This window comes from Huintestinicola butyrica (assembly GCF_025567215.1).
Lineage (GTDB): Bacteria > Bacillota > Clostridia > Oscillospirales > Ruminococcaceae > Huintestinicola > Huintestinicola butyrica.
The window spans coordinates 207,689-233,473 of record NZ_JAOQKB010000002.1; the positions used below are offsets into that span (position 1 = coordinate 207,689).

The following is a 25,785-nucleotide window of genomic DNA, read 5'->3' on the forward strand; positions in this document are numbered from 1 at the left end:
TTAAATTATAATTGGTATTTTGGTTTGTTTCAATAGCTAAAGGGGTCGTTTCAGCTGACTTTTTGTGCATTTTTCAGAATTGTATTGTTGAAAATCTGTCAGCTTATCCGCTTTTTTATATGCAGCCATTCTTAGCCCGAATTACCATGAATTTGTTGCAAAAATTATTGACAAGTCACGCAGAATAGTGGTATAATAAATATTATTGTATAGTCACAGTTGCCAAAACAGCTCGGAAGGAGATCTGAAATGTTCGTAGATAAGGCAGTCATAAAAATAAAGGCCGGGGACGGCGGCGACGGCGCTGTTTCCTTTCACCGTGAGAAATATGTAGCGGCAGGCGGTCCCGACGGCGGCGACGGCGGCAAGGGCGGAGATGTCGTTTTTGTCGTTGACGACAGTATGTCTACCCTCATCGACTTCCGCTATAAAAGGAAATTTACCGCAGAACGTGGTCAGGACGGTTCTTCAAGGAACTGCACAGGCAAAAATGCTCCCGACCTTATAATAAAAGTACCCAGAGGCACACTTGTTCGTGAGTCCGCCACAGGCAGAATAATGGCAGATATGTCATCGGACGAGCCTAAGGTGCTGGCAAGAGGCGGCAAGGGCGGCAAGGGAAATGCACGTTTTGCCACCCCCACAAGGCAGATACCCAAGTTCTCAAAGCCCGGCTTCCTGGGCGAGGAGTTCGAGGTAACTCTCGAGCTGAAGCTCCTTGCGGACGTGGGTCTGGTTGGCTTCCCCAACGTTGGAAAGTCAACGCTCATATCCGTTGTTTCAGCTGCAAAGCCAAAGATAGCAAACTATCATTTTACCACACTTACTCCCGTGCTGGGCGTTATCAAGCTCCAGGAGGGCAAGTCCTTTGTAATGGCTGATATCCCCGGTCTTATCGAGGGTGCTTCCGAGGGCGTGGGTCTGGGTCATGAGTTTCTCAGGCACGTTGACCGCTGCCGTCTTATCATTCACGTTATTGATGTATCGGGCAGCGAGGGCAGAGATCCCAAGGAGGATTTCGACATCATCAACCGTGAGCTGAAAAACTTCTCCGAAGAGCTTGCAGAGAGACCTCAGATAGTTGCCGCAAACAAGTGCGATATGGCAACTCCCGAGCAGATAGATGACCTGAGAAAATATGTGGAGTCCAAGGGACTTGAGATGTACGAGATATCCGCTGCCACAACTCAGGGCACAAAGGAGCTTATCGCAGCCACAGCAAGAGAGCTGGAAAAGCTTCCTCCCATCAAGGAATATGAGGCAGAGGCTCCCACTCAGGCTGAGCTTGACGAGCAGGCAGGCATGGGCGAAAGATTTGAGATCACCCGTGGAGACGACGCTGTATTCTATGTGGAGGCTCCGTGGCTTGAACACATCATGCGCACCGTTGATATGGAGGATTACGCTTCTCTCCAGTATTTCCAGAGAGTGCTGCGCAACACAGGAATTATCGACAAGCTTGAAGAAATGGGCATTGAAGAGGGCGACACCGTTAACATCTTCGGCTTTGAATTTAACTTTGTATTCTGATCAGAGGTGGACAGCTCTTGGAGCTTTGGGATATTTACGATAAGGACAGAAATAAAACAGGCAGGACCATGAAGCGTGGCGAGCCTATGAAGGACGGGGATTATCATCTGGTAGTCCACATCTGCATTTTCAGTTCCGACGGAAAAATGCTTATCCAGCAAAGGCAGCCCTTTAAGGACGGCTGGAGCAATTTGTGGGATATCACCGTAGGCGGCAGCTCGGTGGCAGGCGACACCAGCATTGATGCGGCTGTACGTGAAGTCCGTGAGGAAGTCGGCATACAGCTCTCCCCCGCTGAGCTTCGAAAGACTATGACCATAGATTTCGGTCACGGCTTTGACGATTTCTACACCGTCACAAAGGACGTGGACATTTCATCGCTGAAACTGCAGTATGAGGAAGTGCAGCAGGTAAAATGGGCTGACGCTGATGAGATAAAGTCGATGATAGACGAGGGGATATTCATTCCATATAACAAGTCGTTCATTGATGTGCTGTTCCATTTCAAAGACCATGTGGGCACAAGGACTGCGGCGGACACTACAGTTCCTGCTGCAAAGCCCCTTTGAAAGGACGGTGGCTGATATAGAAAAGCGTGAAGTAAATCAATACAGTCCCCTTACGCTGGCATTTCTGGGCGATGCGGTTTACAGTATGCTGGTGCGTGAAAAGCTTGTCATGACCGCAAATATGCCTGTAAAAAAGCTTCATCCCGCTTCCGTAAAAAGGGTGCGTGCGTGTTATCAGGCAAGGGCGGCAATGCTCATAGAACCAATGCTCTCGGAAGATGAGGCGGCGGTGATGAAGCGGGGCAGGAATGCTTCGTGCAGTATGAGCAGTGTTCCGAAAAGCTCAAACCCCGTGGAATATCACAAGGCGACTTCACTTGAAACGCTGTTCGGATATCTGAGCCTTATGGGCGAGGACAAGCGTATAAGAGAGCTGTTTGAATATATCTGGGAAAACACGGAGGTGGACTCCGAATGATAATGTATGAAAACCTCAATATGATAGAATGCGGCGGCGTCAGCTGCTACATAGTAAAGGGCAAAAATGGCGATGTGCTTATTGACACGGGCAGGGAGCAGTACAGAGATCACATTGAAACATGGCTCATGAACTACAATGTGAAGCTTATAATCCTCACCCACGGTCATGCCTCTCAGGTGCAGAATGCGGCATATTTTTCAAAGCTGTACAATGCTCCCATAATGGCAAGCCCCCTTGACATGAGCCTTGTGAGTGACAGCTCATCACGTCCGTATTACATAACAAATCCTTGGGGACATATCCTGAAAAAGCGCAAGGATATGAATATGCGTATGCACATGAACAGCTTTGAGCCTGATATCTGTGTGGAAGAGGGCACTGACCTTTCTCCCTATGGCATAGATGGCGTTATAGTCAATCTGGAGGGTCACACAAGAGGTTCTATAGGAGTGCTGTGCAAAAGCTCGGTGGGATATGACCTGTACGCAGGCGACGCTGTGGCAAATCTCCCATTTCCCATGTTCCCCATGACTGCAGAAAGCCCGCTGCGGGCAAGGGAGGCTATAGAGAGGATCATTGATCTTGCTCCCGACCGCATACTCGTCTCCCACGGCAAGCCCATATGCTGCGGAGACAGATCATATAAGTTATTTATTGACAGATCATAGAAAGCCGACAGGCGGACATAATCACTTAAATTTATTTAAAGGAGTTTTTAATATGTCAGGACATTCCAAATGGAACAATATCAAGAGGAAAAAGGAAGCTACCGACGGCGCTAAGGCTAAGGTATTCACAAAGATCGGCCGTGAGATCGCCGTTTGCGTAAAGGAAGGCGGCGGAGACCCCAACAACAACTCCAAGCTCCGTGACCTTATTGCAAAGGCAAAGTCCAACAACGTGCCCAACGACAACATCGACAGAATCATCAAGAAGGCTATGGGCGACGGCGACAAGACCAACTACGAGGCTAACGTTTACGAGGGCTATGGTCCCTGCGGCGTTGCTGTTATCGTTGAGACTCTTACCGACAACAAGAACCGTACAGCAGGCGATATCCGCCACTACTTCGACAAGTTCGGCGGCAACCTGGGTACCACAGGCTGCGTATCCTTCATGTTCTCCGAAAAAGGCATTGTTATTGTTGAGAACACAGGTCTTGACGAGGACAAGGTAATGGAAGACATTTTCGACTGCGGCGCTTCCGACTTTACCATGGACGACGACGAGATTGAGATCGAGACTGAGCCTTCCGACGTTGGCGCAGTAAGAGAAGCTCTTGAAGCAAAGGGCTACAAGGTTATCTCCGCTGAGGCTATGCAGATACCCTCTACTTACACCACTCTCACCGATGAGGACGCTATCAGAAAGATGAACCTTCTCCTTGAAAACCTCGAAGAAAACGATGATGTTCAGAACGTATATCACAACTGGGATATGCCTGAGGAAGAGGAAGAAGACTGATTTTAAACGGCTTCAATACGTCGTTTGGCGGCTTTTTTCAAAATTGCATTTTTTGCTGAATCAAGAAAAATATATCAAAGCTATGATATACGCAAAGGGTAAAAAATCCGAGTTACGGACTTCTTTCAGCATATATATTTCGTATATAACGCTTCTTATTTTGTATATTGCAAAGTAAGGAGCGTTTTTTTATGCAAATTTCAAGCCTAATTTGACTGCTGCTCTTTTTATGGCACAGAAAAATGCACTCTCCCGCCGAAGCGAAAAAGTGCATTTGCCAATATGCTATATCAGCCCACCGATATTAGCTGCGAATTGATTTTAGCATTTGTATAAATTATATAGTCACTGCAGCCTGAATTTTCAATAGGCTCACCGTTCTCATCAAGCAGCTGGGCAGTAAGCTGGACCTTGTAGTTGGAATATGTTTTTCCATTGCTTTCAAAAGCCCCGCCTGTTATTACAGAGTAGCTTGATATCACTTCAAACGAGCCTGCTTCATAATTCAGCTCGGTTTCCCTGTCAAATACATACTCATAAGAATCTCCGCTTGATACAGGGGCTTTGGCTGTACCGTTTTTGTCATAAAGTATTATGTTCTCAAGATATTCCGCTATCGGAACAGCATCATAGATACCGCTGTCTGTCTTTTGATACAGCGAAAGCGTAAAGCTTACCTTTTTCGCCTTGTCAATAGCAGTCTCAGGCAGGTTAAGGACATTGTAATAACCCACTGCCGTGATTTTGTCATTGGTATCAAGGCCGTTGATACCGAGCCTTATCATCTCATTGGGTGAATTTGAAGGGAGATTGTAGCTCAGTGTGGCAGCCTCAATATTTTCACGATAGTATGATTTGCCGTTGCTGTCGCTCCTGCTTTCAGACATCTTGCTCTGCTCAATGTTATCGGAAACATAAGCAAGGTTTGAACTTGCCGACAATGTAACTCCGTAGGTATCGTCCCGATCCTTACGCTCCGGAAACTGGGCAATAATGCTCTCTCCGTCCGGATAAGTTATCACCATATCATCGCAGGTAATGGTAACACTGCCGCTTATCAGCCGAGCTTTGATGTCCAAAGGAGCTTCATCTGTTCCTCCCGATACCATTATCACAGAATCGGTGTTGGAGAAATTCTTAGCGTATTCCGTGCTGCCTATCGTATATGTGCCCGAAACGCTGGGATTACCCTTTATGCCCTTTTCCGTGCCGCTTTCGTCTGTTCTTGTGGCTTCAATAACAAAGCCGTGATACAATTTTATCGAGTCATAATTAAGGTATGACTTGACATTTTCCGCACTTTCCGACTTCAAGGAGATGGTAGCGGTAAGCTCGGCTTTTAGCACTCGGTTACTGTCGTTGATGACCTGGTCGCCGGTAGTCCTGAAAGTAAAGGTCTGGTCATACAGATTTCCGAGTATCATATGCACCATACTCTCCGATGCACTTTCGTTATCCAGACGTGAGGGTGTCATATCAGTATCACCGAGCCTTGAGCCGCATTTCATGGTGATGTTTCTCATTGGCTCGCTGTTGTCAGCCTTGGTGAAAAAGCTGATGTAATAATCCTCATCAAGAATAAGAATACCGTCAGCATCGGTCATGCCCTCTTTTGCAGTAAGGGTCACGCTGTATAGCAATGAGGCATCTGTATCGGATTCTGTCTTTTTTCTGTAATAATCGTCTCCTATCTTAAAGGTCGCCTTTGAAATATCATTGCTGCATTTTACAAGTGTTCCGTCGTCAGCTTGCGAAACTGTGATATCTGCCGCTTTTTTCAGCAGATCGCAGAAAGTCACAGGCTCAAATCCTTTGCCGTCGGAGGTGCTGAACTTAGAAAAGTCCAGCTTATCGTCAGAGGCGGTAAAAGCCTCGCCTATTGTGGAATAATACGCCTTGGAACCGTTGTTTCTGTCCACCAGCACCAGACTTGTATCATCGGGCAGGTCTTGCTTGCTTTCCAGAAGTACATACTTTCCGTATGCCGTAAGCAGATCTTCTCCGCCGTTGATAACATTCTGCCATTCCTCAGCAGTTCTCTTGTAAGAATATGTAACGTGCGCTGTAATAGGAGTGCCATAGTTTTCAAGAACAGGATTGCCGTCGGTATATGCGCTTACATTGTAAGTCGTTCCCGAAAGAGCAGCTGCCCTGAAATCAAAGTTCAGCATTTTTTCAACATAAACGGGAATGTACAGATGATATGCAGTCTTTGAGGTATCGGCAGGGTCAAGATACTGAATGTCTATCAGGGTAAACTGCTTGTAATTGCTGTCATAATCCATGTTGGTCATTCTGAAATAACCGTTTTTGTATTCCAGCGTCTTGGTAAAGTTCTCCCCTGATTCAAAAGTTCCGCTTGTCTCATTCAGTCTCATTGGCATTATGTCAACACTAAAAACACTGCTGCCTGTCTGAGCATAGCTGCTGATAGATGTATCATTTGTAAGGATATGTATAAAGCTGTTGAGCATTTCGGTGATTTTTCTGTAGTTGGACTCATTTATGAGCAGCACCGAAAAATCATCTGGAACTGACGCACCTGTTTTCTCATTGAAGGTTGTAAGCTTCCCCTCATACTTTTGGAAGACATCATTGTACTCATCGGCAGCATTTATGTAACCTATACCCTTACTGATATCGGCTATGATAGCCTCAACCGCCGATTTGTCAGCACCGTCGCCTGTAAGGAACTTAGGACTGTCGGCAGTCTTGTCAATAACATTCTTGGGATTTACCGTTACATAGGGATATGCTCCCATGTCGTCAACATTGCTGTCGCTGCTGATAGTTGAAGCCTCTTTATTTGCAGCCGGCTCATCAAGGCAGCTGCCGTTATAGTCAGCGTAGATACAGAGCGATGGAGCAGTATTTATGTTGTCTTTTTTGCTTATTATATTAGCGGGAATTCCGCTCTCACCTTTTCTTGCGCTGATGCCAACCACTTTCACCTTGGTATTGTTCTGCATATAGCCGCATATCTCACCTGCTCCTGCTTTTTTATTTTCATTATTTTTAAACTGAACATTATCCAAAGAAATATTATAGCCATATAAGCAAGAATTTTTAGCCATTTTTCCGACAATTCCACCTGAATAAGTGCCATCACTGTTCTTACTGTTATTATCATTGATTTTTATTACACAATCCGAGATCTTGCTGTTTTTTACAATCAAAGTACTTTTATTATCATTTATTTTTCCAACTATACCTCCTACATCTTCTCCGTATTCGTCTGTGACTATTTCGTAATTCTCAATCAAACAGTTGTCAATTATTGTATCACTTGAAGTCAACCCTATAATACCGCCACTGTGCCTGTAACCGGTTATGGTATTTTTATTATTCTTATCACCGATTATCTTCACATTGCTTATTTCACATTTCTTTACACCCTCCTTGACCAGTCCAATGATCCCTCCGTTAAAAGCAAATCTCTTGACCTCTTTATTGATATCCACATTTTTAATATCAACATTCTGTATTTGGCTTTGAATATTTTTTGCAGTAGTATTTCCGCAGCAGCCAACAATACCGCCTAACATTGCTCTTCCTATTAGAGGTGCACTGATGTCCAGATCTTCTATGTTGATGTTTGTCACCGATAAACTTGTTAACACCGTATTATTGGTATTTAGGAAAGCTCCGATAACAGTGGCAGCACCAATACCAACACCATATAATGATGCTCCTTCACCACGGCTTGTATCACCGACCAGACTTATTGATCCTGAAGTAATTGAGCCCCTGATCAATCCTTCTGAATCGGAACTGCCATCGATCTTCACATTGCAATTTCCTGCAATTCCAATTATTCCGCCTGAAAAGAAATTGGCACTAACGTTCAGATCGTCTGATTTCAAGTCTTTAATTTGAACAAATTTCTTTGCAAAGCCGACTATTCCTCCTGAAACAAAACACGAATTAACACTAAGCTCCTCCAGCTGTATCTTATCAAGTCGCAAATTACTGCCTACACCCGCCAAAGCACCTACACAGCTGAAAGAACTATTATTCTCATAAATAATATTTTTCTTTCCACTGTGATCTTTATAATACTCATAATCGACATGACCGCTGATGATAAGATTTGAAATTGTATTGTTTTCATTATCACTTGATTGAATAAGATTGTTGAACAAGCCCAATCCGGTTTTACAATCAACGAAAGTTGTATTATTGATGTTAATATCGTTATAATACTGATCATAATCTTTTCCGTACCTGTAAAAGCTCATATTCAGCTTAACAGTCGAACCGTTTCCGTTCAGGCTGTTGATGTGCATTGCCATATCAGCATCGGAGCTGTTGAGCGAACCGATACCACGGAAGCCGTCGGGAAGTTCATATGTGTTCTTGGCAAGGTCGATATCAAATGCAAAATTGTGGTTTGTCAGGTTCCTTGCAGGATATGAGCCGCTAATTGCATTTGTGTATTTGTATATGATGTACGGAACTGTGTTTTTCACATAAGCGTCAGTCTTTGCAACAGCATAATCAGACGTGTTACCCTCAGAGTCATCTGTACCTATATCGCTGTACAGTGCATGACGGACCATTTTATTCTCACCGTAGCTAAACTTGGAATATCCGCTTGAATCTGCGCTTCCCGCACCGCTCATAGAGATACAGCCCAGAATAAAAAGCTGCTGGGAATCGCTGATCTTTATTGTGCCTGAGTTTGTGTCATTACTTTCAAAGCTTATTTTATCGGCAGCCGTGCTGATATCCGCAATGGAATAGTTCTTTGTGCCGTTCTTCATAGTGACCCTATCTTCTGCTCCGTTGAATGCAGAAGTCTCGGTCACAGCAAAGCCGTCAATAACTCTTCCGATAATGGGATTACAGTAAAGCAGAGCGTTGCTGCCGAATATGTTATTCATGCCGGCGGTAATTCCCGAATGTGAAGCATTGTCAATATTGCGGAAAATAACTCCGCCGTATCTGATAACGCCGATGTATCCGCCAACAGCCTTGTTGCCGTAATTAGTACCCGATTTAATGTCAATAGTTCCCGCATTTGTAAATTCAACGCTTACATTATCAATAATGTTGTCGCCGCCGTTTACTATGCCGATAACTCCGCCGTAAAATGCAGTTGTGCCGTTGCCGTCAGTTTCATACTTGCTGTCAGCAGCTGCGGAAAACTTTCCTTTAAAATTGGCGGTTGACCGCACCTGTGCTCTGATAAATAAGAGGCTGGACAGTTTCATTGGTTATGGCATGACCATTGCCGAATACCGCTCCCTTAAACGGCACATTTTTTCCTATTCCCACAAAGTCAGCCGAGGTTATGGTTACATCATTGCCAAGCATATAGTAAGCCGATGCAAGCGTCTTCTGCATGTCGGCAAGCTTAATACTTGTTGTGCCGTCCTCAGATCTAAAGCAGCTGCTTTCGGCATCCCATAACAGAACCTTATGGCTGTTTTTCTCATTGCACCATGCTGAATAGCTGTTCTCCTGATAGTTTACAACTGCGCCGTCCTCGCTGTCGCCAAGGTTGTTGCTGAGTATCTTGTCAAGAAGCTCCAGCTGCTTTCCCTGACTTATTATGTATGGGTCATTGTAGGTTCCGCAGCCTGTGTCCAGCTCTGCCAGAGCGGTCTGATTGACCTTTATCTCATGATAATTTTTTTCGCTGTAAGATGCCGCAACATAGGGCAGAAAACCTCTGAAATCATATTCAGCATCTTCGCCTGTGGGATCGGTGTAGGAATCGCTCTTGAAATACATTTTCTGCATATCCTTGTATTCCTTGGAGCCTGATATTTCCATACCATATGCAACGTTATGCTTGGCAGAATCTTCGTCCCAGTCCTCATCACGCCTGAAATTATATGTACCCGAGCAGTTGCTTCCTGCTTTAAATCTGAAGCTGTTGAGCAGAATTGCCTTGCTGAAAATTGACATATCGGTATTATATGCTTTGCTGAGAGCTGCATTTACTGCAGTGTCGGATACCGCTGCTTTTCTGCCGTCCAGAGTAAGTCCGCTGAATGTGAGCTTGATATCCTTGGAGTTTCCGTCGCTGCTGCCCACATCGCCAATAAGGCTTGAAGCGGCAGCAGAGATATTTTCTGTCCTGTATTTCTCGGTAGTGCTTACATTGCTGAGTTCAAGGGCAGTATAGCTGTCTATTTTATTTATAAGCAATGGAGCTGTGCTCTCGGTGCTGTTTACTCTTATGCCGTCAAGAACAATGCCATTCAGGACAGCTTTTGCTGTGCTGTTTACCGAGCCCATAACAGTTCCGCAGAACATAGCTCCGCTGTAGTCGGTATCTGCACCGACAGTGCCCGAAAATGTGATATTGCCCGCTGTTATGTTTCCGTCAGAATTTCTGAAAAGTCCGCAGTGCATAAGATAATGCTGCGACCTTTCGCCGACGGCAGGCTTTTCACTGTTTACTATCTTATCATTGCAGAATGTGAAGACTGCTCCGTCCGCAATATTCATACCTGACGGCATATCTACGGGATAGTAGGAATAACCCGTCATATCATAATTGCCTGCGGGGATAGAAGTCTTATTAAAAGCATCATTGAAATACTGCTTGATATTGCTGTAAGCATACAGATTTACGCTCCACAGCATAAGCTTTTCGGCATCGGTACGCTCAGAAACATTCTTACCTCTGATAACATCAAGATCATAATAGTATCTGGAATAGGGATTTGCCTTTTTTACAGATGTCTGATTCTGATAGGTATTACAGCCTGCACCGTCCATTGTTACAGCTCCGCCGCTTGTGTGTATTGAAACAACAGCACACGTATCATTCCAAAGAACAGCATCTTCATCATCAAAGCTGCCCGAGCAGGTAGCTATGATCTCATCATAAATGGTATTTAAACCGATACTGATAACGGCACTGCCGATTTTATAGGCATTTTCGCTTTCTGTCTCAAGATAAAGCGCCGTTGTAATACTATCATATTTGTAAACGCCCTTATTTACAAGCATACCAAAGGAAGCAGCCGAAGCGCCGCTTACAGTTATTCCTTCAATATTTACGTCATATACCTTCCAGCAGCCTGTAGCATTGGTTACAAAGCCCGCAAAGTCACCGTTTCCATTCTGAGTGACCTCTGCGCTTTTTACGGTGATACCCTTTTCGGTCTCAGAACCGACAGACACCTCACAGTTGTTCCATGATTCGCCCAGTAAAGCTCCGCCATATGCAGAGGTCACATTTTCGCTGTCTATTGTAATATTTGTCAGGGAAATGGTTCTGTCAAAGGCTGCTCCATTATTGCTGCTTATATTGCCTATAAATCCCCCGACCTTTTTACTGCCTGCTGTACTGCTGTTTGTCACAGCAGCTCCAAGCTTAACATTATCAGCCGTTACAGAAAACTTGTCATTCTGACCAATTTCAGCAAACGCACCGCCGCAGATAAAACTCGCATTGCCGCTGCAGTTTATCTCGGGTGATATGGTGCTTCCGCTGATAACAATGGCAGGAGATGAATTTTCTGCTGCTTGTCCTGCAATACCGCCCACAAAACAATAATTGCCTGTATTGCCTGACACATTTATATTTTCCTGTACAGTCAGATCCTGAACGGTAATGTTTCCGCTGTGCAATGCTGATAGTCCGCCGATATAGTACCTTGCATTATCGGTATATTTTACATTGATAATACCGTCAACAATTAAGTTATTGAAAGTAATATTTTCTGTCTTTGCAAACAAACCGCTGTAATAATGGCGGTATATTCTGCCGTTTCCATCGGATGCGTCACCTGCTGCAAGAGCTGTATTGCTGCGATAGCCGTAAGGCTCGCCTACAGCAAGGGTGATAGTATGACCGCTGCCGTTAAAGGTTCCTGTATAGGCATCATTCTCACCGTCGTCACGGGTAAGACCTGTTATACCTGTGCCCGAGAGGTCTATATTGCAGTTTAATGTAATATCCGAGCTTAAAAGGCTTGTGCTCGTTGTTGATGTGCTTTCAAAAAGAAGCGTGCTGTCGGAAGAAATTCCGCTGTTCAGCTGCATATTCAGCGCCAGAACGGCAAATTCGGCAAGGCTGCCCACTGTGGTTCCTGCTCTTTTTACGGTAACGGTATGCTCAGTCTCGTTGATATTAAAGATATTATCCTCACGAAGTGAAGAACTGAGTCTGAGCACCTCGCCCCATGTGCCTATATCATCAAAAGACGCAGCCTCTCCCCTGTTGAGCTGCCAGCCGTTTTGAGCATAAATAAGCGCAGCTCCCCTTGTACCTATTATCTGTCCGCCGCCTGCTGCCTTTGTACCTGTAAGGTCAGTAGTGCCTCCAAGGCGCAGAACGCCGCCGTTCATATTTCCGATAATACCGCCGCCAATAAAATCGCCGTTAGTATTCACCGTTACATTTTCGGCATCAATAAAAGCCTTGTCCGCATAGCCTGCAATTCCGCCAAAGCTTGTTACATTTTTGCAGCCTGATGCAGAAACGCTTACATTTTCCAGCCTGATATATGAATCGTCATCTGCCTTGCCTATAAGTCCTCCGAAATATTCCGCACCGCCTGCCGAATTATCGGCAGACACAGAGATCCCGCTTACGGTAAGTGAGTTGCTTGTATTGTCCGAAAGATATGTGCCTATAAGTCCGCCAAAGGTCTGCTTGTCGGAAGATGTTCTGTTAACGCTTATATCAGCGGCTTCGGTGTCACTTTTGTTTATAGTCATATTTCCGCTGTTTTCAAGCTTTCCGAAAAGTCCGCCGGAGTTTTCTCTGTTAAGGGTGCAGCTGACAGCATATCTTGAGATATCAAAGCTGTTTTCAGCTTCCGAACTTTTATAATATCCGAAAACGCCGCCTGTAGCCAAAGCTCCGCTGACCGTTCCCGATACCATTGCGGTACCCTCAAAAGAAACAGACGCATTTTCCGCATAGCCCACCAGACCGCCTGCATATCCTGCTGCAGTTACTTCTCCCGTTAAGGCGAATTCATTGTTCAGGGTAAATGCACTGCCATCTGCCATGGTGCCGATCATTCCGCCTGCGTTTCCGCTTGAGGAGGAAACATTGTAAGAAGCACTACCCGAAGTTATCACAGTCAGCGATGAATTTTTCTCCATTCTGCCGCAGGCAAGACCTGCGCTGCCGCTGCCCGATACGGAAACGGAATCTGCATTGTTGGTTATGGTAAGCTTAGCATTTACATTCTCTCCCAGTGTTCCTATCACTGAGGAGAAGGCTGCCTCTGCGTTCATCAAGCTTACACTCCACTGTGCAGTGGTATTTTTTTCAGTATCATGTATAACGTGCTCCGCAAACAGCGCTGAATCGGACACATCTCCACTTACAGGAAGTGACCTTGAAATTATAACATCGGTATTTATATTTGCCGAGTCATATATGTAAGCAAAAAGCGGCTGGTCAAGGGTCAGCTTGAATTCGGAATCGCTTGTTACCTTAATATTTGCCGCAAAAGGATACTGGGCAGTTCCGATGCTTACAAAACCAACCAGATTATCAAGATTACCCGATGTAATAGCAATGAAAACATCAATATTCTGATATTTTGCAGGGTCTGCCTCATAATTTTTTGAATACTCCACAAACTGCTCGGAGGTGTTTATGGTGATAACATTGTCGGAAACAGGTGTATCATCGGTATTGTCACCGTCATCTTCGGCTGCATCGTCTTCTGTGCCGTCAGGCACAGTCGTGTCATCAGAGGGCACAGAAGTTCCGTCCGTATCGTCTGCTGTGTTAGTGCTGTCATCCTGCGATACCTCGGTCACAGCAGTTTCAGATGAACTGTCCGACTGCTCCGTATCATCGGGAACGTCAGCTTCACCCGTCACTGCGGTAACAGTCGTCTCCTGAGGGGCAGTTGTAGTCTCCCCCTCTGCTCCATCGGCAGCACTTACATTTATTTCATTTAATACATACCTTGAAACAGGACTGCTTGCGGTGAAATTGCTTGCGATCATCGCTATCGCAGTTAACAAGGCTGTAAATCTGCTTTTTGATCTGTATTTCATAAGATTGCTCCTATCAAACGCTTAAAAACTTTACTGCGAATCGGCTTCGCTGAAATTAACGGTCACGTATCCGTTTATCGTCTCCATATCGGTATAAACGCCGTTCTCGGTCTTGTAGAACTGTATGTCATAGCGGTTCAGGCCGTCAGTAGAATCCACGTCAAAGCTGAGTGACTTCATATTTCCGCTTGATGTGACATTTCTCTGCAAACCGTTGCTGTCAAGGAAAATCTTGTTTATTTCAAGCTGAGAAGCGTCCCATGTCAGTATAACAGTACCCTTGCCCTGTCCACGTATGATGTAGTTGAAAGCATCATAACCATCGGCATCAGTCTCGGAAAAGCTGCCTGTCCATGTGGTGGCAGAGGCATTGTATTCCGCAAAAGTAAATGTTCTTCCCAGCTTATTGCCGTTTGCGGCACTGTATGAACTGCTGTCGGAAGGCTCCGCCACAGCGCTCATTTGAACAGCTCCAACCATCTGCTTTGGAACGATTATCGTATAGGTATTTACGCTCCTCTGATTTTTTTCAAGAAGCTGACCCGATATCGTACATACTCCTGACGAGAAGCTGTGGGCGGTGCCGTCATTGTCGGTAACGGACAGTCCCTCTGTATCCTTTGAATATACCGAACCGTCAAGATCCATCAAAGTAAGGGTCAGAGTGTAGCTGATGTCATTTTCATTTACATTTGAGGGATCATTCTGCACATAGTTGCACACATTTATAACAAACTGTGCCGTGTCCGCTCCCTCTGAGCAGTAGATGGTCTTCATGGCGAACACAGAAGTTTCCTTGGGAACAAGAAGAAGGTAATTTGAAGAAAACGGGGTTCCGCCTGCGCCCTTGGTGGAAACAACTTTTTTGACTATATTCTGATTTATATAAACCGCACTTACCGCAGCGCTGATAACTGTCAGAACTATGACAGAGATCAGGACTGCTATGCCAATATGCTTTTTGTTTTTTACATTAGTTTTCATATTTATATCACCGGTATTACTCGGATTTTTAGAACCTGTCTTCATAAGAAATGTGTGCGGATTTTCGAGCATAATTTTGTTGCAGAGTAGGCAAAAATCCGCAGGCGGGCTTTCGCCCGGCAAGGATTTTTAACGCAGTCTGCGGCAAAATTTGCCGAAAAGACGTGCGCATATGCTTGTGAAGACGGGTTCTTATACAATACCCGCTGTCAGATACACCATATCAGTCTCTTTGTCATTTCGCACATCATCATTCCAGCTTATCTCGAGGATATAATAATCTACAAACCCCTGACCGCTGTTGTTTTCAGGCTGTATCTCATCGCTCTGCCAGTAAAGAGGCTCTGCATTCTCCTGCACTTTTTTATAGCTGTCGTATGACTCCTTGTGGAGACTGTCGTCAGCTTTTTTTCCGTCGCTGCCAAGATTGAGATACTTGCCCGAAGCAGCACTGCCGCTTTTGCTATAATAATGTGCAGTGCCGTCCTCATCAACATATTCGACGTCTCCGCTCACCTGCTGCTCCTGCGCCGGGAAAACAGTATAGGTAAAGTCGATATTTGTGGTATGCGCTATCTGCAGCTTGTAATTTGACACAGATTCATCTGAATAAACGCTGAACACAAAGTCCTTTTTTCCTGCCTCGTCCTCAACATTTATTTCTCCGATATCAATGTTCTGCGAGCTTTCTTTCTGACCCGCTCCGATAATAAGAGCAGTGGGGGCATTTATCTTTGTTATGGTAGTCAGCCTGCGCTGGTATGTGAACCATGCGTATGCCGTTGCCGAACCTGCGAATATCAGCGCTGTCATTGCCAATGCAATAAGCAGCCGTTTTCCTTTGCCTTTCATCTGAACCTCTCCACAATCACTGCTCGGTATTTGATACCTGCAGCTCGATATATCCTACTTTTTTGCCTATCTTCTGGTCTGCTTCGTTCCAATAGGCATTGACCGTGATGTATTGATCGCTGTTGACACCCGTAATGCTGTTAAGCTCGTCCTCGGATATGGAAATATCCCCATCGGAATCGGCAAAATATCTGCCGGGGTTCTTTGCCATGTCTTTTTTTAATGCTGCCGTGTCCTCATCTGAGATAAGCTTGCTGTGATCGTTTCCGACAAAGCCGATGTCATCCTGCGGAAGTATAAGCTGAGCTGCCATGTATGGCCACACCCAGTAGATATCCTGCCTGTATGCCGTATCCGTTTTTACATTCTGCCGGGAAAAATCAAACGTATCTGTTATCATATCAGAATAAAGCCCTGTTTTTTCATCATAACTCCTGAAAAAAAGGATATGACCCTTCACAAGCTCAGCCTCAGGCTCCCCTGCATCTATTATGCAGTCGGTATTGTCCTTATTGGGCTGTGCAGCCGACGTGTAAAGAACGGTATCAAGTGAAAAAGTAAGGTCAAGCTGCTCAAGGTCACGGTTGGGAATAACATAAAATGTGAGCATTCCAGAGCTTCCCGGCTGTATGCCTGTTCCGGATTTAGATGAGTTGCCGAAATTGCTGTCGTCGCTCATGACCCATTTTACAGAAGCTCTGCCGCTGCCTGTGGAAACGGGAGATATCCTGCCGAACAGACTGCCTGTGCTGATATTGCTACGGCTTATACCGTCAGCTGCGGTAAGGTAATCATCATATATGCCGCTTTCCCCCACAGCTGCAAGCTCAAAATCCGCATCTGTGGCCTTCAGCGCCGCCATATCCCCGGAGGTCTCCTTGTTGTTGGTGAACCAGCCGAAAGAATAGAAAGCAGCCAGAAGCATGATAAGTGCGCCTGCCGCACAAAGCATAAATATTATAGGCTTTGCACTGCCCGATATATTCTTGCCGTCCTTTGCCACAGCAGACCGCTCCTTTCCCGCATATATTGGTACTGATTATTTTTTCTTCTTTTTCTTATCCTGCTTTTCAGCCATATAGGCATCAAGCTTTTTCTGCATTTCAGCCATATGATTACGGCAGGCGGATATTTCGCCCGTGTATTTGTTGAACCATTCAACGTCCGCTTCGTTAGGTTCCTCCTGCAAAAGAATAGCCTGAACAAGAGCTGACTGGGAACGTGAACGCTTTCTCTCGATCTCTTCTATGGTCGCTCTGCATCTTTTTATTTCCTGCTTGTACTTTTTCTGTTCAAACATAATGCGCTCTCCTCTGTATTTTAATTTCCGAGCTTGTCCACAGACTCGATTATCGCCCTTAATTCGTCATAACCCTTGTCAAGGTGATCGGCAACATCGTGAAACGCCTGTGAAGCTTCGGGAAGCTTATCTCTCATCTGTTCGGGGTACTTTATGAAACAGTAGTGTATCTCGTTTATAATTTTCTGCTTTTCGGTGTAATCGCTAACACAGAATATCATTGCCCTTGCTGCTCCGAGGTCGGATACCGCCATGCTGTAATGCAGGTCATAGTCCGTTCCCTTTTCGCTGTAGGTGTCGATCTCTTTGGCTGCCTGCAAAAGGTTTTCCTCAAACTGCGCAATGTAATCGGTGCGAATCCTCTGGCGCTCATTAAAATAAAGCCCTGCAAAAACAAACACAGCCAGAAGCGAGGCCACAGCCACAAGAATAGCCGTTATCATTTTGGCTTTCATGATTTTTTCCTGATTCAGATGTCCTCACTCCTTTTTATCGTCAGTGTTTTCAGGCTCGTAGCCCTGTTCATAAAGCTTTTGCTTTTCCTTTTCGATAGCCTCACGCACTGCATCATCATTATTTTTCCTGTTTGCCCTGCATTCGGCTGAGACCTTTGCAATAGTAATGACCTCATACACGGCAGTTGCGGACATTACTATGACCACGGCTGCAAGTATCAGCTTTTTTGCCGATGCAAAGGAATTGAGCCACCTGAGAAATCTGACCTTACCCGTGTATTTTCCAACAATAGTGTCAGATGTCACAGTGGAAGGATCCTCAGCGCTGTTGGCGTCTCCCTTTGTAACAAAGCTGCCGTCATCAAGTATCCTCACTATCCTGTGGGTGTTGAGCATACCGTATATTGCGCTGTCATGAGAATAAAAACAGATTATATCCCCTGCTTTAAGCTCCGAGCTGTCTGTCTTTTCTATCATGATATAGTCGCCGCTGTGAATGGACGGCTCCATGCTTCCGCTGACGGCCTTGACAATACTCCTACCGAAAAGCACCGCAGGCTTGTTCTGCATATTTGATATCATTATGTATGCCGTCAGCATCGTTATGATTATCAGCACTGCCCATGCAATAAACTGACCTGCCGGCTTTATCACATTTGCGCCTGATTTGCTCTTTGCCATAGGAAGCTGCCTTTCTTAGTATTCTTTCTTAATCTTTCTGACAAGCTTTGTTATAAAGCTTACGTGATATTTTCTGAAAAGCTCCTTCATCTGCCTGTCATAAGCCCTCTGCTCCTTGGGAGAACGCTGAACAGGCATCTGTGCAGGCATAACATAAACCTTTTTGCGCTTTTTGGCAAACAGTGCCTTGAAGCGCTGCTTTGTTCTCTGCCTGAAATTCGGCGCATACTTTTCGTAAAGCACCTGCATCTCAGCCATTTCCTTTTCATCACGCTGAGCCTGAGCCTTGGCGGCAGCCTCGGCAGCTATACGCTCGATAAGCTTCGGATCGTCCGAATCGCCCTCTCTGATAACAGCGCCGTCCTGCCTTATAAGGGATAAGAGCCTGCGCAGGCTGCGCCTGATAATATGGACAGGATTTTTTGAATACTCGGGATATATCTCGTCAAAGCTTTTCTGCTCAAGATATGCACGCATTTCTTTAAGCTTTTCCGCTCTGAGCTTTTCCCTCTCCTCACGCTCGTGCCTGAGACGTTCTTCCTCTTCCTTCTGGCTCTGCTTTTCGGATTCAAGCTTGTCCATCTCGGCATTTATCATCTTTTCAAGCTCATCACGCTCGGCATCAAGGCGCTTCTGCTCTTCCAGCTCGGCACGTTCACGCTCTATGCGCTCACGTTCAAGACGTTCCTGTTCTTCACGCTCAATGCGTTTCTTTTCCAGCCTGAGAGCTTCAAGGCGGGCTTTTTCAAGCCGCTCCTGCTCCTCACGTTCAGCCTTTTCTCTGGCAAGCCTGCGTTCTTCTTCAATACGTCTTTCCTCTTCCTGTCTTCTGCGCTCCTTTTCCTCGGCTTCCAGCCGCTTCTGTTCTTCCGCTTTGTAGTATTCGGTCTCTATCTTTATTATCTTGTCGATCTCGGCAAGTATTTTTTCGCTTTCGGAAATGTTATCCTGAACCAAATCGGCATCATCGGTCAGCCTGTCACCGTCAATGACAAGCTCATGCTCATCATAGCTCACCTTGTCAAATTTTCTCAGCACACGGGGTGCGGCAGCCTTGCTCTTCTGGGTTTTAAGCACCTCAGCTTCGCTGTCCTGAGTAAACGACCTGAAAAGCAGGAGATTAAGTGCCGAAAGGTCATAAAGATTTTCCACATACTCCTTATCGGGCTTCTGTGCCGAATCGGAAACATTTATCTCATAGCCTGTTTTGTCATACCCCTCAATGAACTGCCATAGCACAAGGCACGCCTTGTGGTCAACGTTTTTCATAATCGCATTCGTTCTCATAACAGGCGGACGGATATAGTTCTGTCCCATCTGCTGGCAGAAAGGCGATGACTTGTAGCTTTCAACTATCCTGCGTATTTTTTCAACTCTGTCCCATAGGGTAGAGCCGTTTTCATCGGCAGCTTCAAGTGAGTCGGAGGTCTCGATGTTCAGCGTCATTTTCATTTTTCTGCCGCTGCCCGATTCAAAAGCCGTGTTGTACTCCATAGCAAATACTTCTTCGCTGGAGGATACGGCTTTAAGCTTTTCATACCGCTTGTTTACGAAAATAAAAAGCCTGTCTATAAGAGTGTTTACAAATTTATTCTCATAGGTAAGATAGCTTTCTTCCTTATGTATATTCAGCACCTTGGAGGGGGTTATCTTTCCTGTTTCGGGGTCAACGCTCTGGATAAGGTCGGTGTGCTGGGCAAGATGCTTTACAGAATCCACCGTTATCTTCTTGGAAAGCGCAATGGGAACGACTTCCTCCACATTGATAATAGTCTTGCTCGGATTTCTGATAACATTGTCGATAGAGACAAGTCCTGTTTCTATCGCCTCCACCCAGCTTACGTCAATGTCCTTTTCCAATATCCTGCGGTTGAGCGCAATGGTGCTTCGGCTGTGAGAAAGTGATGTGCGGAAGCTTTCATATAGTCTGTCACTGTCAAGCTGATCTGTGCAGTCCTTGAATTTTTCAAACCATTCACTGTAGGCTTCGTTCACTTTCTCTCCTCCTTTCACTGCGCCGTTATCCGCAGATAATATTTACTTTACAGCTGTCAGAACAACTTCCGGAGCCTTTCCAGATATGCTATTGATTCCTTCATGGAATTTCTGCCGAAGAGCTTCTGGAGATATATGCAAAGGTCTCTCAGCTCATCACGGAGCAATGCAAGATTAAGGGACTCAAACTTTCTGAAAATCTTTGTGGCAAGAACATAATCCACGCCGTCAAGCTCGTCTCCTCCGCAGGCAACATATACGGGCACAAACAAATTCATCTGCTTGATGATACGGTTACCGAAAGCAACTCGCAGTCTTTCGATTACCCAAAGGTCAAGCTGCTGTATCTTTTTCAGTATGTCCTGACTGAGGGGATACATCTGAAAAGCTTCACTGAACAGCGAATCCAGATGTGAAAAGCTCAGGTTCATTGGAGGCGTATCGGGTGCCTCAAAAGCAATACCCTTGGAATCCAGATTTATGGGCTGGGCACGGTCATATACCTTATCGGAGATAGCAAATGTGGAGTCATCGTTGTTTGCCGTACCGACGTACCATATGTTCTGAGGTATTCTCAGCATTCCGTGGTCAAGATGCTCGGGGTCGGTGCTCCAAACATTGGGAACAAGGTCCAGCTTCCACTCATCGGAATTTGGCATTTCAAGGATTGACAGCATTTCCGCAAAGTAATACTCAACTCGTGCGATGTTCATTTCGTCCAGCAGGATAAAGTTAACATCATCATTATATGAGCTGGAGTATATTCTCTTCAATACTTCCGTTTCGTTAAAGTTCTTGGTAAACTCGTTGAAATATCCGAAAAGCTCTGTACGGTCTCTCCATGAGGGCTGAACAGATGCTATCGTGGTGTCATTCTGCAGGAACTTGCCGAATGAGTATGGAAGCGAAGTTTTACCTGTACCGGAAATACCCTGTAAAATGATAAGCTTTGTTGAAGCCATGCCCGCTATGAACAGTCTTACCGTTCTTATGTCGTAATAAAGGTGCATACGTGAGCAGGCAAAATTTCTGTAATTTTCGCATATAGCCGCCAGAGTGATACTGTTGTCATAATCGGGAGCGATATAGTTTTTGTAGTAGTTATCAACTTCAATAAGCTTGGAAAATCTCACATCGGAGGTCTGTATTACGCCGTTAACGGCAGCAGGCTGTTCGGACTCCGCAGGTGCTTCGCCCTGACTGTATTCCAAGCTCTGAGAAAGGCCATATCCGCCTGAGGGAAGTGCTGCAGCTCCCGCAGGAACACCTATCTGAGCTACCTTCATAGCCATGATCTCGTCTTTTTCCTTTGTAAGCTTTATGACCTGACGCTGGAGCACACCCAGCTCCTCTATAACGTCCTCATCACCCACTATAGAATGCCTGAAACGGACATATTTCCTTATGAGCATAACTATCAGGAATATTATCAGCGCAAAAATAGCAGCCACTATTATAAGCGACAAAACAGCAAAGACCCATTCCAGCGCGTTAAAGTTGCCTGAATAGTCCTTGAATATCTTTGCATATTCCGATATGTTGAATATCTGCTTCAAACCCTCCCAAAGACCTTTGAATATCATTCCAAAGCCTTTGAGGATTTCGGATATGAAAACGAAAAACCATTTCAAGAAGTCATTCATATGCTTACTCCAAACTTATACGAAAGAACGTATCATTCGTCATTTTTTTCATCAGACTGAGCTTCTTTTTTCTTCTGCTCAGCAAGATATTCCTCGATCGCCCTTTTCTTTATCTCTTCCTCGTCTATCTCGGGCTTTGCGGCAGTCTTGACCTCAACAATAACTGCCATAAGCTTATAAAGCTCAAAAAGGAAAAATATCGCCATAGGAATGATTATGCAGATAAAGAAGCCTGTCTTTGTCCTTAAAAAGCTCATTACCTTTCCAAAGCCGTTTATCTTGGTGCCTGTCCACTTGCCGATAATATCAACGGGATAAACATTAAGGCTGTCCTTGATGTCGTTATTATCACCCTTGGTGGTAAAGCTGATATTGTCACCTGTGTTATTGACAGCGATTATTCTGTGGGTGTTCTTTACCCTCTGACCGTTGATAAGAGTCCAGAATGTGATAACATCGCCCTCTTCAAGCGTATAGACATCATCTATTTCCCTGTCAATAATGAAATCGTCCTTTGCAAAGGTGGGAAGCATCGAATCTGACTCAACAGTAAGGGGAACATATCCGAAAAGGCTTGCAACACCGTTGTTCCTGTCGGACGAGAACACAAGTATCGTTACGATAAGAGCGAAAGCCAGGATAATCCACGCTATCACCGTTATAATATTGTTCAGTATTTTTTTCATTTTACGAGCATTTCCTTTCACTTCATTATGTTTGGATATTATGCTGTTTATCAGGTATTTTCTATAATTTTGAATTTCATGCTGAGTTTCATCGTTCCGCCGATAATGTTATCCAGGCAGTCAGGGTCGTTGCCCTCAAGCCATATAACAACGGTGTATTTATCCTTTGCACCTAGACTGAATTTATCGTTTTTGGTGCTCATTACCACTGTTGAAGACTGAAACTCCTTATCGCAGTCGCTTTCCTTGCCTGTTCCGTCGGATTTGGTCTTGCCGTAAACAGTCTTTTCACCGTTTTCATAAACAGCTATCCTTACAGCCTCGTCAACGCCGTTGGTGATGTTCTCCATGGTCATTTCGCCGCTGTAAGCCACGGTATCGTTTCCCGAATTTATAAGATAAAATGTGTAAGCAATGTAGTTATCGCCGTTGTGAGTGCCGTTTATTTTGTCGATATTCAAAGGCAGATCTTCTCCGCTTATGTTCGTCATATCATAAACAATATCCGCATTAAGAGTAGCTATCGATTTTTCATACTCGGGTGTTTCCGAAAGAGTAAGTCCCTGATTTACCATATCGTATTTATTGACGGTAACGGTAAAGCTTCCGAACCTGTCATAAAAATAGGACACCGCATATGCAATAGCCACAAGAGCTATCAGAACCACCAGAAGAACACTTATTACACGGACTACGACATTATGACGTCTCGCCTCCGCCGCAGTTCGCCGCAGGGTGAGAATATCGGCAGCCCTGTTCCTGCCGTCCTGCTCGGTCTCGGTATATGTATCGGCAGGTTCAGCATTATCCACCGTTTTTATTTCATCTTTAGTCAAGATCAGAACTCCATTCTATACAGTAATATTTAAATTGCCGAAAATCTCATCCTGTAATGCTCATGATGTTATTGCGATGAATTGTCCGATACCTGATTTTTCCTGCGGATAAACCTGTCTGGTACAAATTTGCCCGAAAACATTCCGTTTTCACTGCCTGTGAAATACGAGCAGCCAAGCTCACTAAGCTCATTTGCCTCTTCCGCAGAAGAAACTCCCGCTGCAATGGTCTCTGCTCCAAGAACGCTGATAAACGAGGTAAGGGTGCTTATGCAGGAATCGGTGTCATAATCCTTGCCCAGCCTGCGGGTGATGCTTTCATTCAGCATAACATATTCAGGCTCCAGCTCGGCAAGCCTGAAAAGCGGAAACCTTTCGCTGTCAACACCTGTAAGCATTATATGATATCCTGCTTTTCTGAGCTGCTTTATGGACTCGCAGCTGCCGCTGTCGGCAAGAACGGATTCGGGCAGCTCAAAGCATATCCCCTGCGGGATAGCCTCTATTTTTGCCGTAAAATCCCTGACTGTCTTAACACAGTTGCTCTTGCCTAAAAGCATTTGGGGAATAAAAACCGAGACCCAGTCAAAATCAAGTCCACGGTCATTAAATTTTTCGGCAGCTTTCACCGTCTGGAGAAGTGCAAGCCTGAATATGGAAATACATCTGTCATCAACCTCAATAACAGGCATGAACTGCTCAGGCAGAAGCACGCCCTTATCGGGAGAATTAAGCCTTATGCTGCTCTGATAAAAAGCAGGAAGTTTTTCGGCAGATGACCATATGGCACGGTAGCGCATTTCTATGGCACGCACGCCGTCAACCGTAGTATTTATATCAGACATATTTCTCACCTCAGTTTTCGGCTAAAATGTACAAATTTCGACACAAAGCAAGCGTAAAACGAAAAAATCTTATTATCCCTATAAACAACGCAAAGGTAATACCATACATTTCTGTACAGCATTACCCTCACTTTAAATTGTTAAATTAAGCTCCGACTCCTTCTGAAGTTGTGGCAGTATCAAATTCTCCTAAAGAGAAAGCAAGGTCAATGTTCCAGCTCTGTCCTGCGTTGTCGTTAATGCAAGAAGCGCTCTCGCCCTCAAGCCATACACGAACTACAAAATCAAGGTGTCCATAGTTTTCTCCTGTTGCTGCAAGAGGAAGATCCATCATTGAATCCTTATATGCACCTGTTTTGTAAGCATCTGTTGCATACACACCATCCGTTGTAATGTTAGAAGCTGTTTTTGCTGACTCTCCGCTTACAGCATTTGTGGAATCATAATAAGCACTATCTATGCCATAGATTTTAGAACTAAGTGTGCTGGTGCTGTCATAGTCCAAAAAGGCAACTCTTACTGCCTTATACAGATCAGTGGAACCTGCATCATTAGGATTTTCAGGGTCATATGATGAAATAGTCATCTTATAGTAAATATCTCCTGTAGCCTCAGCTCCTGGTGCCTTTTTGTTTGTTCTGAGATGAACAGGAATATCAACATAGTATCCCGATGCTCCATCCGACTTTATTGGTTCACTCAATTTTGAGGTTCTCTGCTTCAATTCTGCCTCAGTATCCACTTCTGTAAACTCAGTAGCTGTTCTGCCGCCGTTGGTTGCATCTTTAGCATCATATAATTTTTTTCCGTCAACTGAAGAAGCAGGCTTGATCGCACCAATGCTTTCGTAATATTCATCTACTACAACTGCACTTCCCCATCCAAGTTCAGTATCAACATCCTTTGGATGATTATTCTCGAAATTTTGACCGTCAAAAGCCAAAGCATTATTTCCTGTAACAGAAGCCAGCGAAATCTCCATACCTTCACCAACAGTTGCAGTCATATTAAGACCTGTCATCTCAACTTCCTTGTTCATGGTGAACCATGCGTATGTAGAAGTAGAAAGCATTGTGGCGGATAATGCAAGCATACCCACTGCAGGGATAATCTTCTTGGCAGCAGAATTCTTGTTGTTTTCGTTAGAACGAGTTTTCATATTTTATCAGCCTTTCACAAAATTATATTAAGCAAAATAAGCCATAGGCATTGTTTTCTTAATTTACCTAATTTCAGTATACAACATCTGTCGTTCCATATCAAAAAAAAGCCTTTAACAAATATAGACATTTTATGCAATCTTAACGTATTGTTTTGTGTATTTTTAGTATGTTTTATATTGTGAAAGTGTTCAATTAAGCAATCAGTTTCGTTATATCAGCATATCCTTGCAAACAGACACGTTATGTCAAAAAAATTTGATAAACTGATACTAAGAGCCAATTAAAAACTATACAAAAAATCGAGCATAATCTTGCGTATATGGATTATGCGATGATTTTTTGTCTATAGTTTTATTGGTGATTAGTATGAATGC

At 44.6% G+C, this 25,785-nt stretch carries 19 protein-coding genes; 5 read left to right on the forward strand and 14 right to left on the reverse strand.

The genetic code is table 11. The annotated features are described in order from the left end of the window. Positions 1-249 precede the first annotated feature (249 nt). From obgE to OCV68_RS03190, 5 genes are read left to right on the forward strand one after another with little or no spacing between them, the layout of a single operon-like run. Complete coding sequence (gene obgE / locus OCV68_RS03170) at positions 250-1,530, forward strand: GTPase ObgE (protein WP_022474821.1); 1,281 nt, start codon at positions 250-252, stop codon at positions 1,528-1,530. A 17-nt stretch (positions 1,531-1,547) separates the two neighbouring features. After that, entirely contained in the window at positions 1,548-2,099 is a 552-nt protein-coding gene (locus OCV68_RS03175; RefSeq protein WP_022474820.1) for an NUDIX hydrolase, read from the forward strand. A gap of 7 nt (positions 2,100-2,106) precedes the next feature. Then, entirely contained in the window at positions 2,107-2,517 is a 411-nt protein-coding gene (locus tag OCV68_RS03180; protein WP_262570666.1) for a Mini-ribonuclease 3, read from the forward strand. After that, entirely contained in the window at positions 2,514-3,188 is a 675-nt protein-coding gene (locus tag OCV68_RS03185) for an MBL fold metallo-hydrolase (RefSeq protein WP_022474818.1), read from the forward strand. Before OCV68_RS03180 ends, OCV68_RS03185 begins: the two co-directional genes overlap by 4 nt. Before the next feature lie 52 nt (positions 3,189-3,240). Next, on the forward strand, positions 3,241-3,984 hold the full coding sequence (locus OCV68_RS03190) for a YebC/PmpR family DNA-binding transcriptional regulator (protein ID WP_262570668.1): 744 nt from the start codon (positions 3,241-3,243) through the stop codon (positions 3,982-3,984). A 290-nt stretch (positions 3,985-4,274) separates the two neighbouring features. Here OCV68_RS03190 and OCV68_RS03195 read toward each other — a convergent pair whose 3' ends face one another. The 14 genes from OCV68_RS03195 to OCV68_RS03260 all read right to left on the reverse strand — a co-directional run bounded on the left by OCV68_RS03195 (position 4,275) and on the right by OCV68_RS03260 (position 25,407). After that, the gene (locus OCV68_RS03195; protein WP_262570670.1) at positions 4,275-9,197 is read right to left on the reverse strand and encodes a hypothetical protein; all 4,923 of its coding nucleotides are present in this window, start codon (positions 9,195-9,197) and stop codon (positions 4,275-4,277) included. After that, entirely contained in the window at positions 9,139-13,971 is a 4,833-nt protein-coding gene (locus OCV68_RS03200; RefSeq protein ID WP_262570671.1) for a hypothetical protein, read from the reverse strand. The genes OCV68_RS03195 and OCV68_RS03200 overlap by 59 nt, the downstream gene beginning before the upstream one ends. Before the next feature lie 30 nt (positions 13,972-14,001). Further along, on the reverse strand, positions 14,002-14,955 hold the full coding sequence (locus tag OCV68_RS03205) for a hypothetical protein (RefSeq protein ID WP_262570673.1): 954 nt from the start codon (positions 14,953-14,955) through the stop codon (positions 14,002-14,004). Between the two features lie 192 nt (positions 14,956-15,147). After that, positions 15,148-15,807 (reverse strand): hypothetical protein, encoded by a 660-nt coding sequence (locus OCV68_RS03210; RefSeq protein WP_262570675.1) that lies wholly within the window; start codon positions 15,805-15,807, stop codon positions 15,148-15,150. A gap of 16 nt (positions 15,808-15,823) precedes the next feature. Further along, positions 15,824-16,810 (reverse strand): hypothetical protein, encoded by a 987-nt coding sequence (locus OCV68_RS03215; protein ID WP_262570677.1) that lies wholly within the window; start codon positions 16,808-16,810, stop codon positions 15,824-15,826. A gap of 36 nt (positions 16,811-16,846) precedes the next feature. Continuing rightward, entirely contained in the window at positions 16,847-17,107 is a 261-nt protein-coding gene (locus tag OCV68_RS03220) for a hypothetical protein (protein WP_147621190.1), read from the reverse strand. A gap of 20 nt (positions 17,108-17,127) precedes the next feature. Beyond that, a complete protein-coding gene (locus tag OCV68_RS03225; protein ID WP_022474811.1) occupies positions 17,128-17,562 on the reverse strand; it encodes a hypothetical protein in 435 nt (144 codons plus the stop codon). 24 nt (positions 17,563-17,586) lie between these two features. After that, complete coding sequence (locus tag OCV68_RS03230; RefSeq protein WP_262570681.1) at positions 17,587-18,243, reverse strand: signal peptidase I; 657 nt, start codon at positions 18,241-18,243, stop codon at positions 17,587-17,589. 15 nt (positions 18,244-18,258) lie between these two features. Then, positions 18,259-20,238 carry a DUF2357 domain-containing protein gene (locus OCV68_RS03235; RefSeq protein WP_262570684.1) on the reverse strand — a complete coding sequence of 660 codons (1,980 nt, stop codon included), beginning with the start codon at positions 20,236-20,238 and terminating at the stop codon, positions 18,259-18,261. A gap of 56 nt (positions 20,239-20,294) precedes the next feature. Then, a complete protein-coding gene (locus OCV68_RS03240; RefSeq protein ID WP_262570686.1) occupies positions 20,295-21,821 on the reverse strand; it encodes a hypothetical protein in 1,527 nt (508 codons plus the stop codon). A 92-nt stretch (positions 21,822-21,913) separates the two neighbouring features. After that, positions 21,914-22,567: a signal peptidase I gene (locus OCV68_RS03245; RefSeq protein ID WP_147621185.1), complete on the reverse strand. Its 654-nt coding sequence runs from the start codon at positions 22,565-22,567 to the stop codon at positions 21,914-21,916. Positions 22,568-22,617: 50 nt separating this feature from the next. Further along, a complete protein-coding gene (locus OCV68_RS03250) occupies positions 22,618-23,403 on the reverse strand; it encodes a hypothetical protein (protein ID WP_262570690.1) in 786 nt (261 codons plus the stop codon). Positions 23,404-23,471: 68 nt separating this feature from the next. After that, the gene (locus tag OCV68_RS03255) at positions 23,472-24,248 is read right to left on the reverse strand and encodes an EAL domain-containing protein (RefSeq protein ID WP_262570692.1); all 777 of its coding nucleotides are present in this window, start codon (positions 24,246-24,248) and stop codon (positions 23,472-23,474) included. 145 nt (positions 24,249-24,393) lie between these two features. Beyond that, complete coding sequence (locus OCV68_RS03260) at positions 24,394-25,407, reverse strand: hypothetical protein (RefSeq protein WP_262570694.1); 1,014 nt, start codon at positions 25,405-25,407, stop codon at positions 24,394-24,396. Positions 25,408-25,785: the final 378 nt, after the last annotated feature.

What these genes read in the sequence shown, in the direction of transcription:
- obgE (WP_022474821.1), top strand. Translation starts at nt 250, where the DNA reads ATGTTCGTAGATAAGGCAGTCATAAAAATAAAGGCCGGGGACGGCGGC.
- OCV68_RS03185 (WP_022474818.1), top strand. Translation starts at nt 2,514, where the DNA reads ATGATAATGTATGAAAACCTCAATATGATAGAATGCGGCGGCGTCAGC.
- OCV68_RS03190 (WP_262570668.1), top strand. Translation starts at nt 3,241, where the DNA reads ATGTCAGGACATTCCAAATGGAACAATATCAAGAGGAAAAAGGAAGCT.
- OCV68_RS03195 (WP_262570670.1), bottom strand. Translation starts at nt 9,197, where the DNA reads ATGAAACTGTCCAGCCTCTTATTTATCAGAGCACAGGTGCGGTCAACC.
- OCV68_RS03200 (WP_262570671.1), bottom strand. Translation starts at nt 13,971, where the DNA reads ATGAAATACAGATCAAAAAGCAGATTTACAGCCTTGTTAACTGCGATA.
- OCV68_RS03205 (WP_262570673.1), bottom strand. Translation starts at nt 14,955, where the DNA reads ATGAAAACTAATGTAAAAAACAAAAAGCATATTGGCATAGCAGTCCTG.
- OCV68_RS03210 (WP_262570675.1), bottom strand. Translation starts at nt 15,807, where the DNA reads ATGAAAGGCAAAGGAAAACGGCTGCTTATTGCATTGGCAATGACAGCG.
- OCV68_RS03220 (WP_147621190.1), bottom strand. Translation starts at nt 17,107, where the DNA reads ATGTTTGAACAGAAAAAGTACAAGCAGGAAATAAAAAGATGCAGAGCG.
- OCV68_RS03225 (WP_022474811.1), bottom strand. Translation starts at nt 17,562, where the DNA reads ATGAAAGCCAAAATGATAACGGCTATTCTTGTGGCTGTGGCCTCGCTT.
- OCV68_RS03230 (WP_262570681.1), bottom strand. Translation starts at nt 18,243, where the DNA reads ATGGCAAAGAGCAAATCAGGCGCAAATGTGATAAAGCCGGCAGGTCAG.
- OCV68_RS03240 (WP_262570686.1), bottom strand. Translation starts at nt 21,821, where the DNA reads ATGATATTCAAAGGTCTTTGGGAGGGTTTGAAGCAGATATTCAACATA.
- OCV68_RS03245 (WP_147621185.1), bottom strand. Translation starts at nt 22,567, where the DNA reads ATGAAAAAAATACTGAACAATATTATAACGGTGATAGCGTGGATTATC.
- OCV68_RS03255 (WP_262570692.1), bottom strand. Translation starts at nt 24,248, where the DNA reads ATGTCTGATATAAATACTACGGTTGACGGCGTGCGTGCCATAGAAATG.
- OCV68_RS03260 (WP_262570694.1), bottom strand. Translation starts at nt 25,407, where the DNA reads ATGAAAACTCGTTCTAACGAAAACAACAAGAATTCTGCTGCCAAGAAG.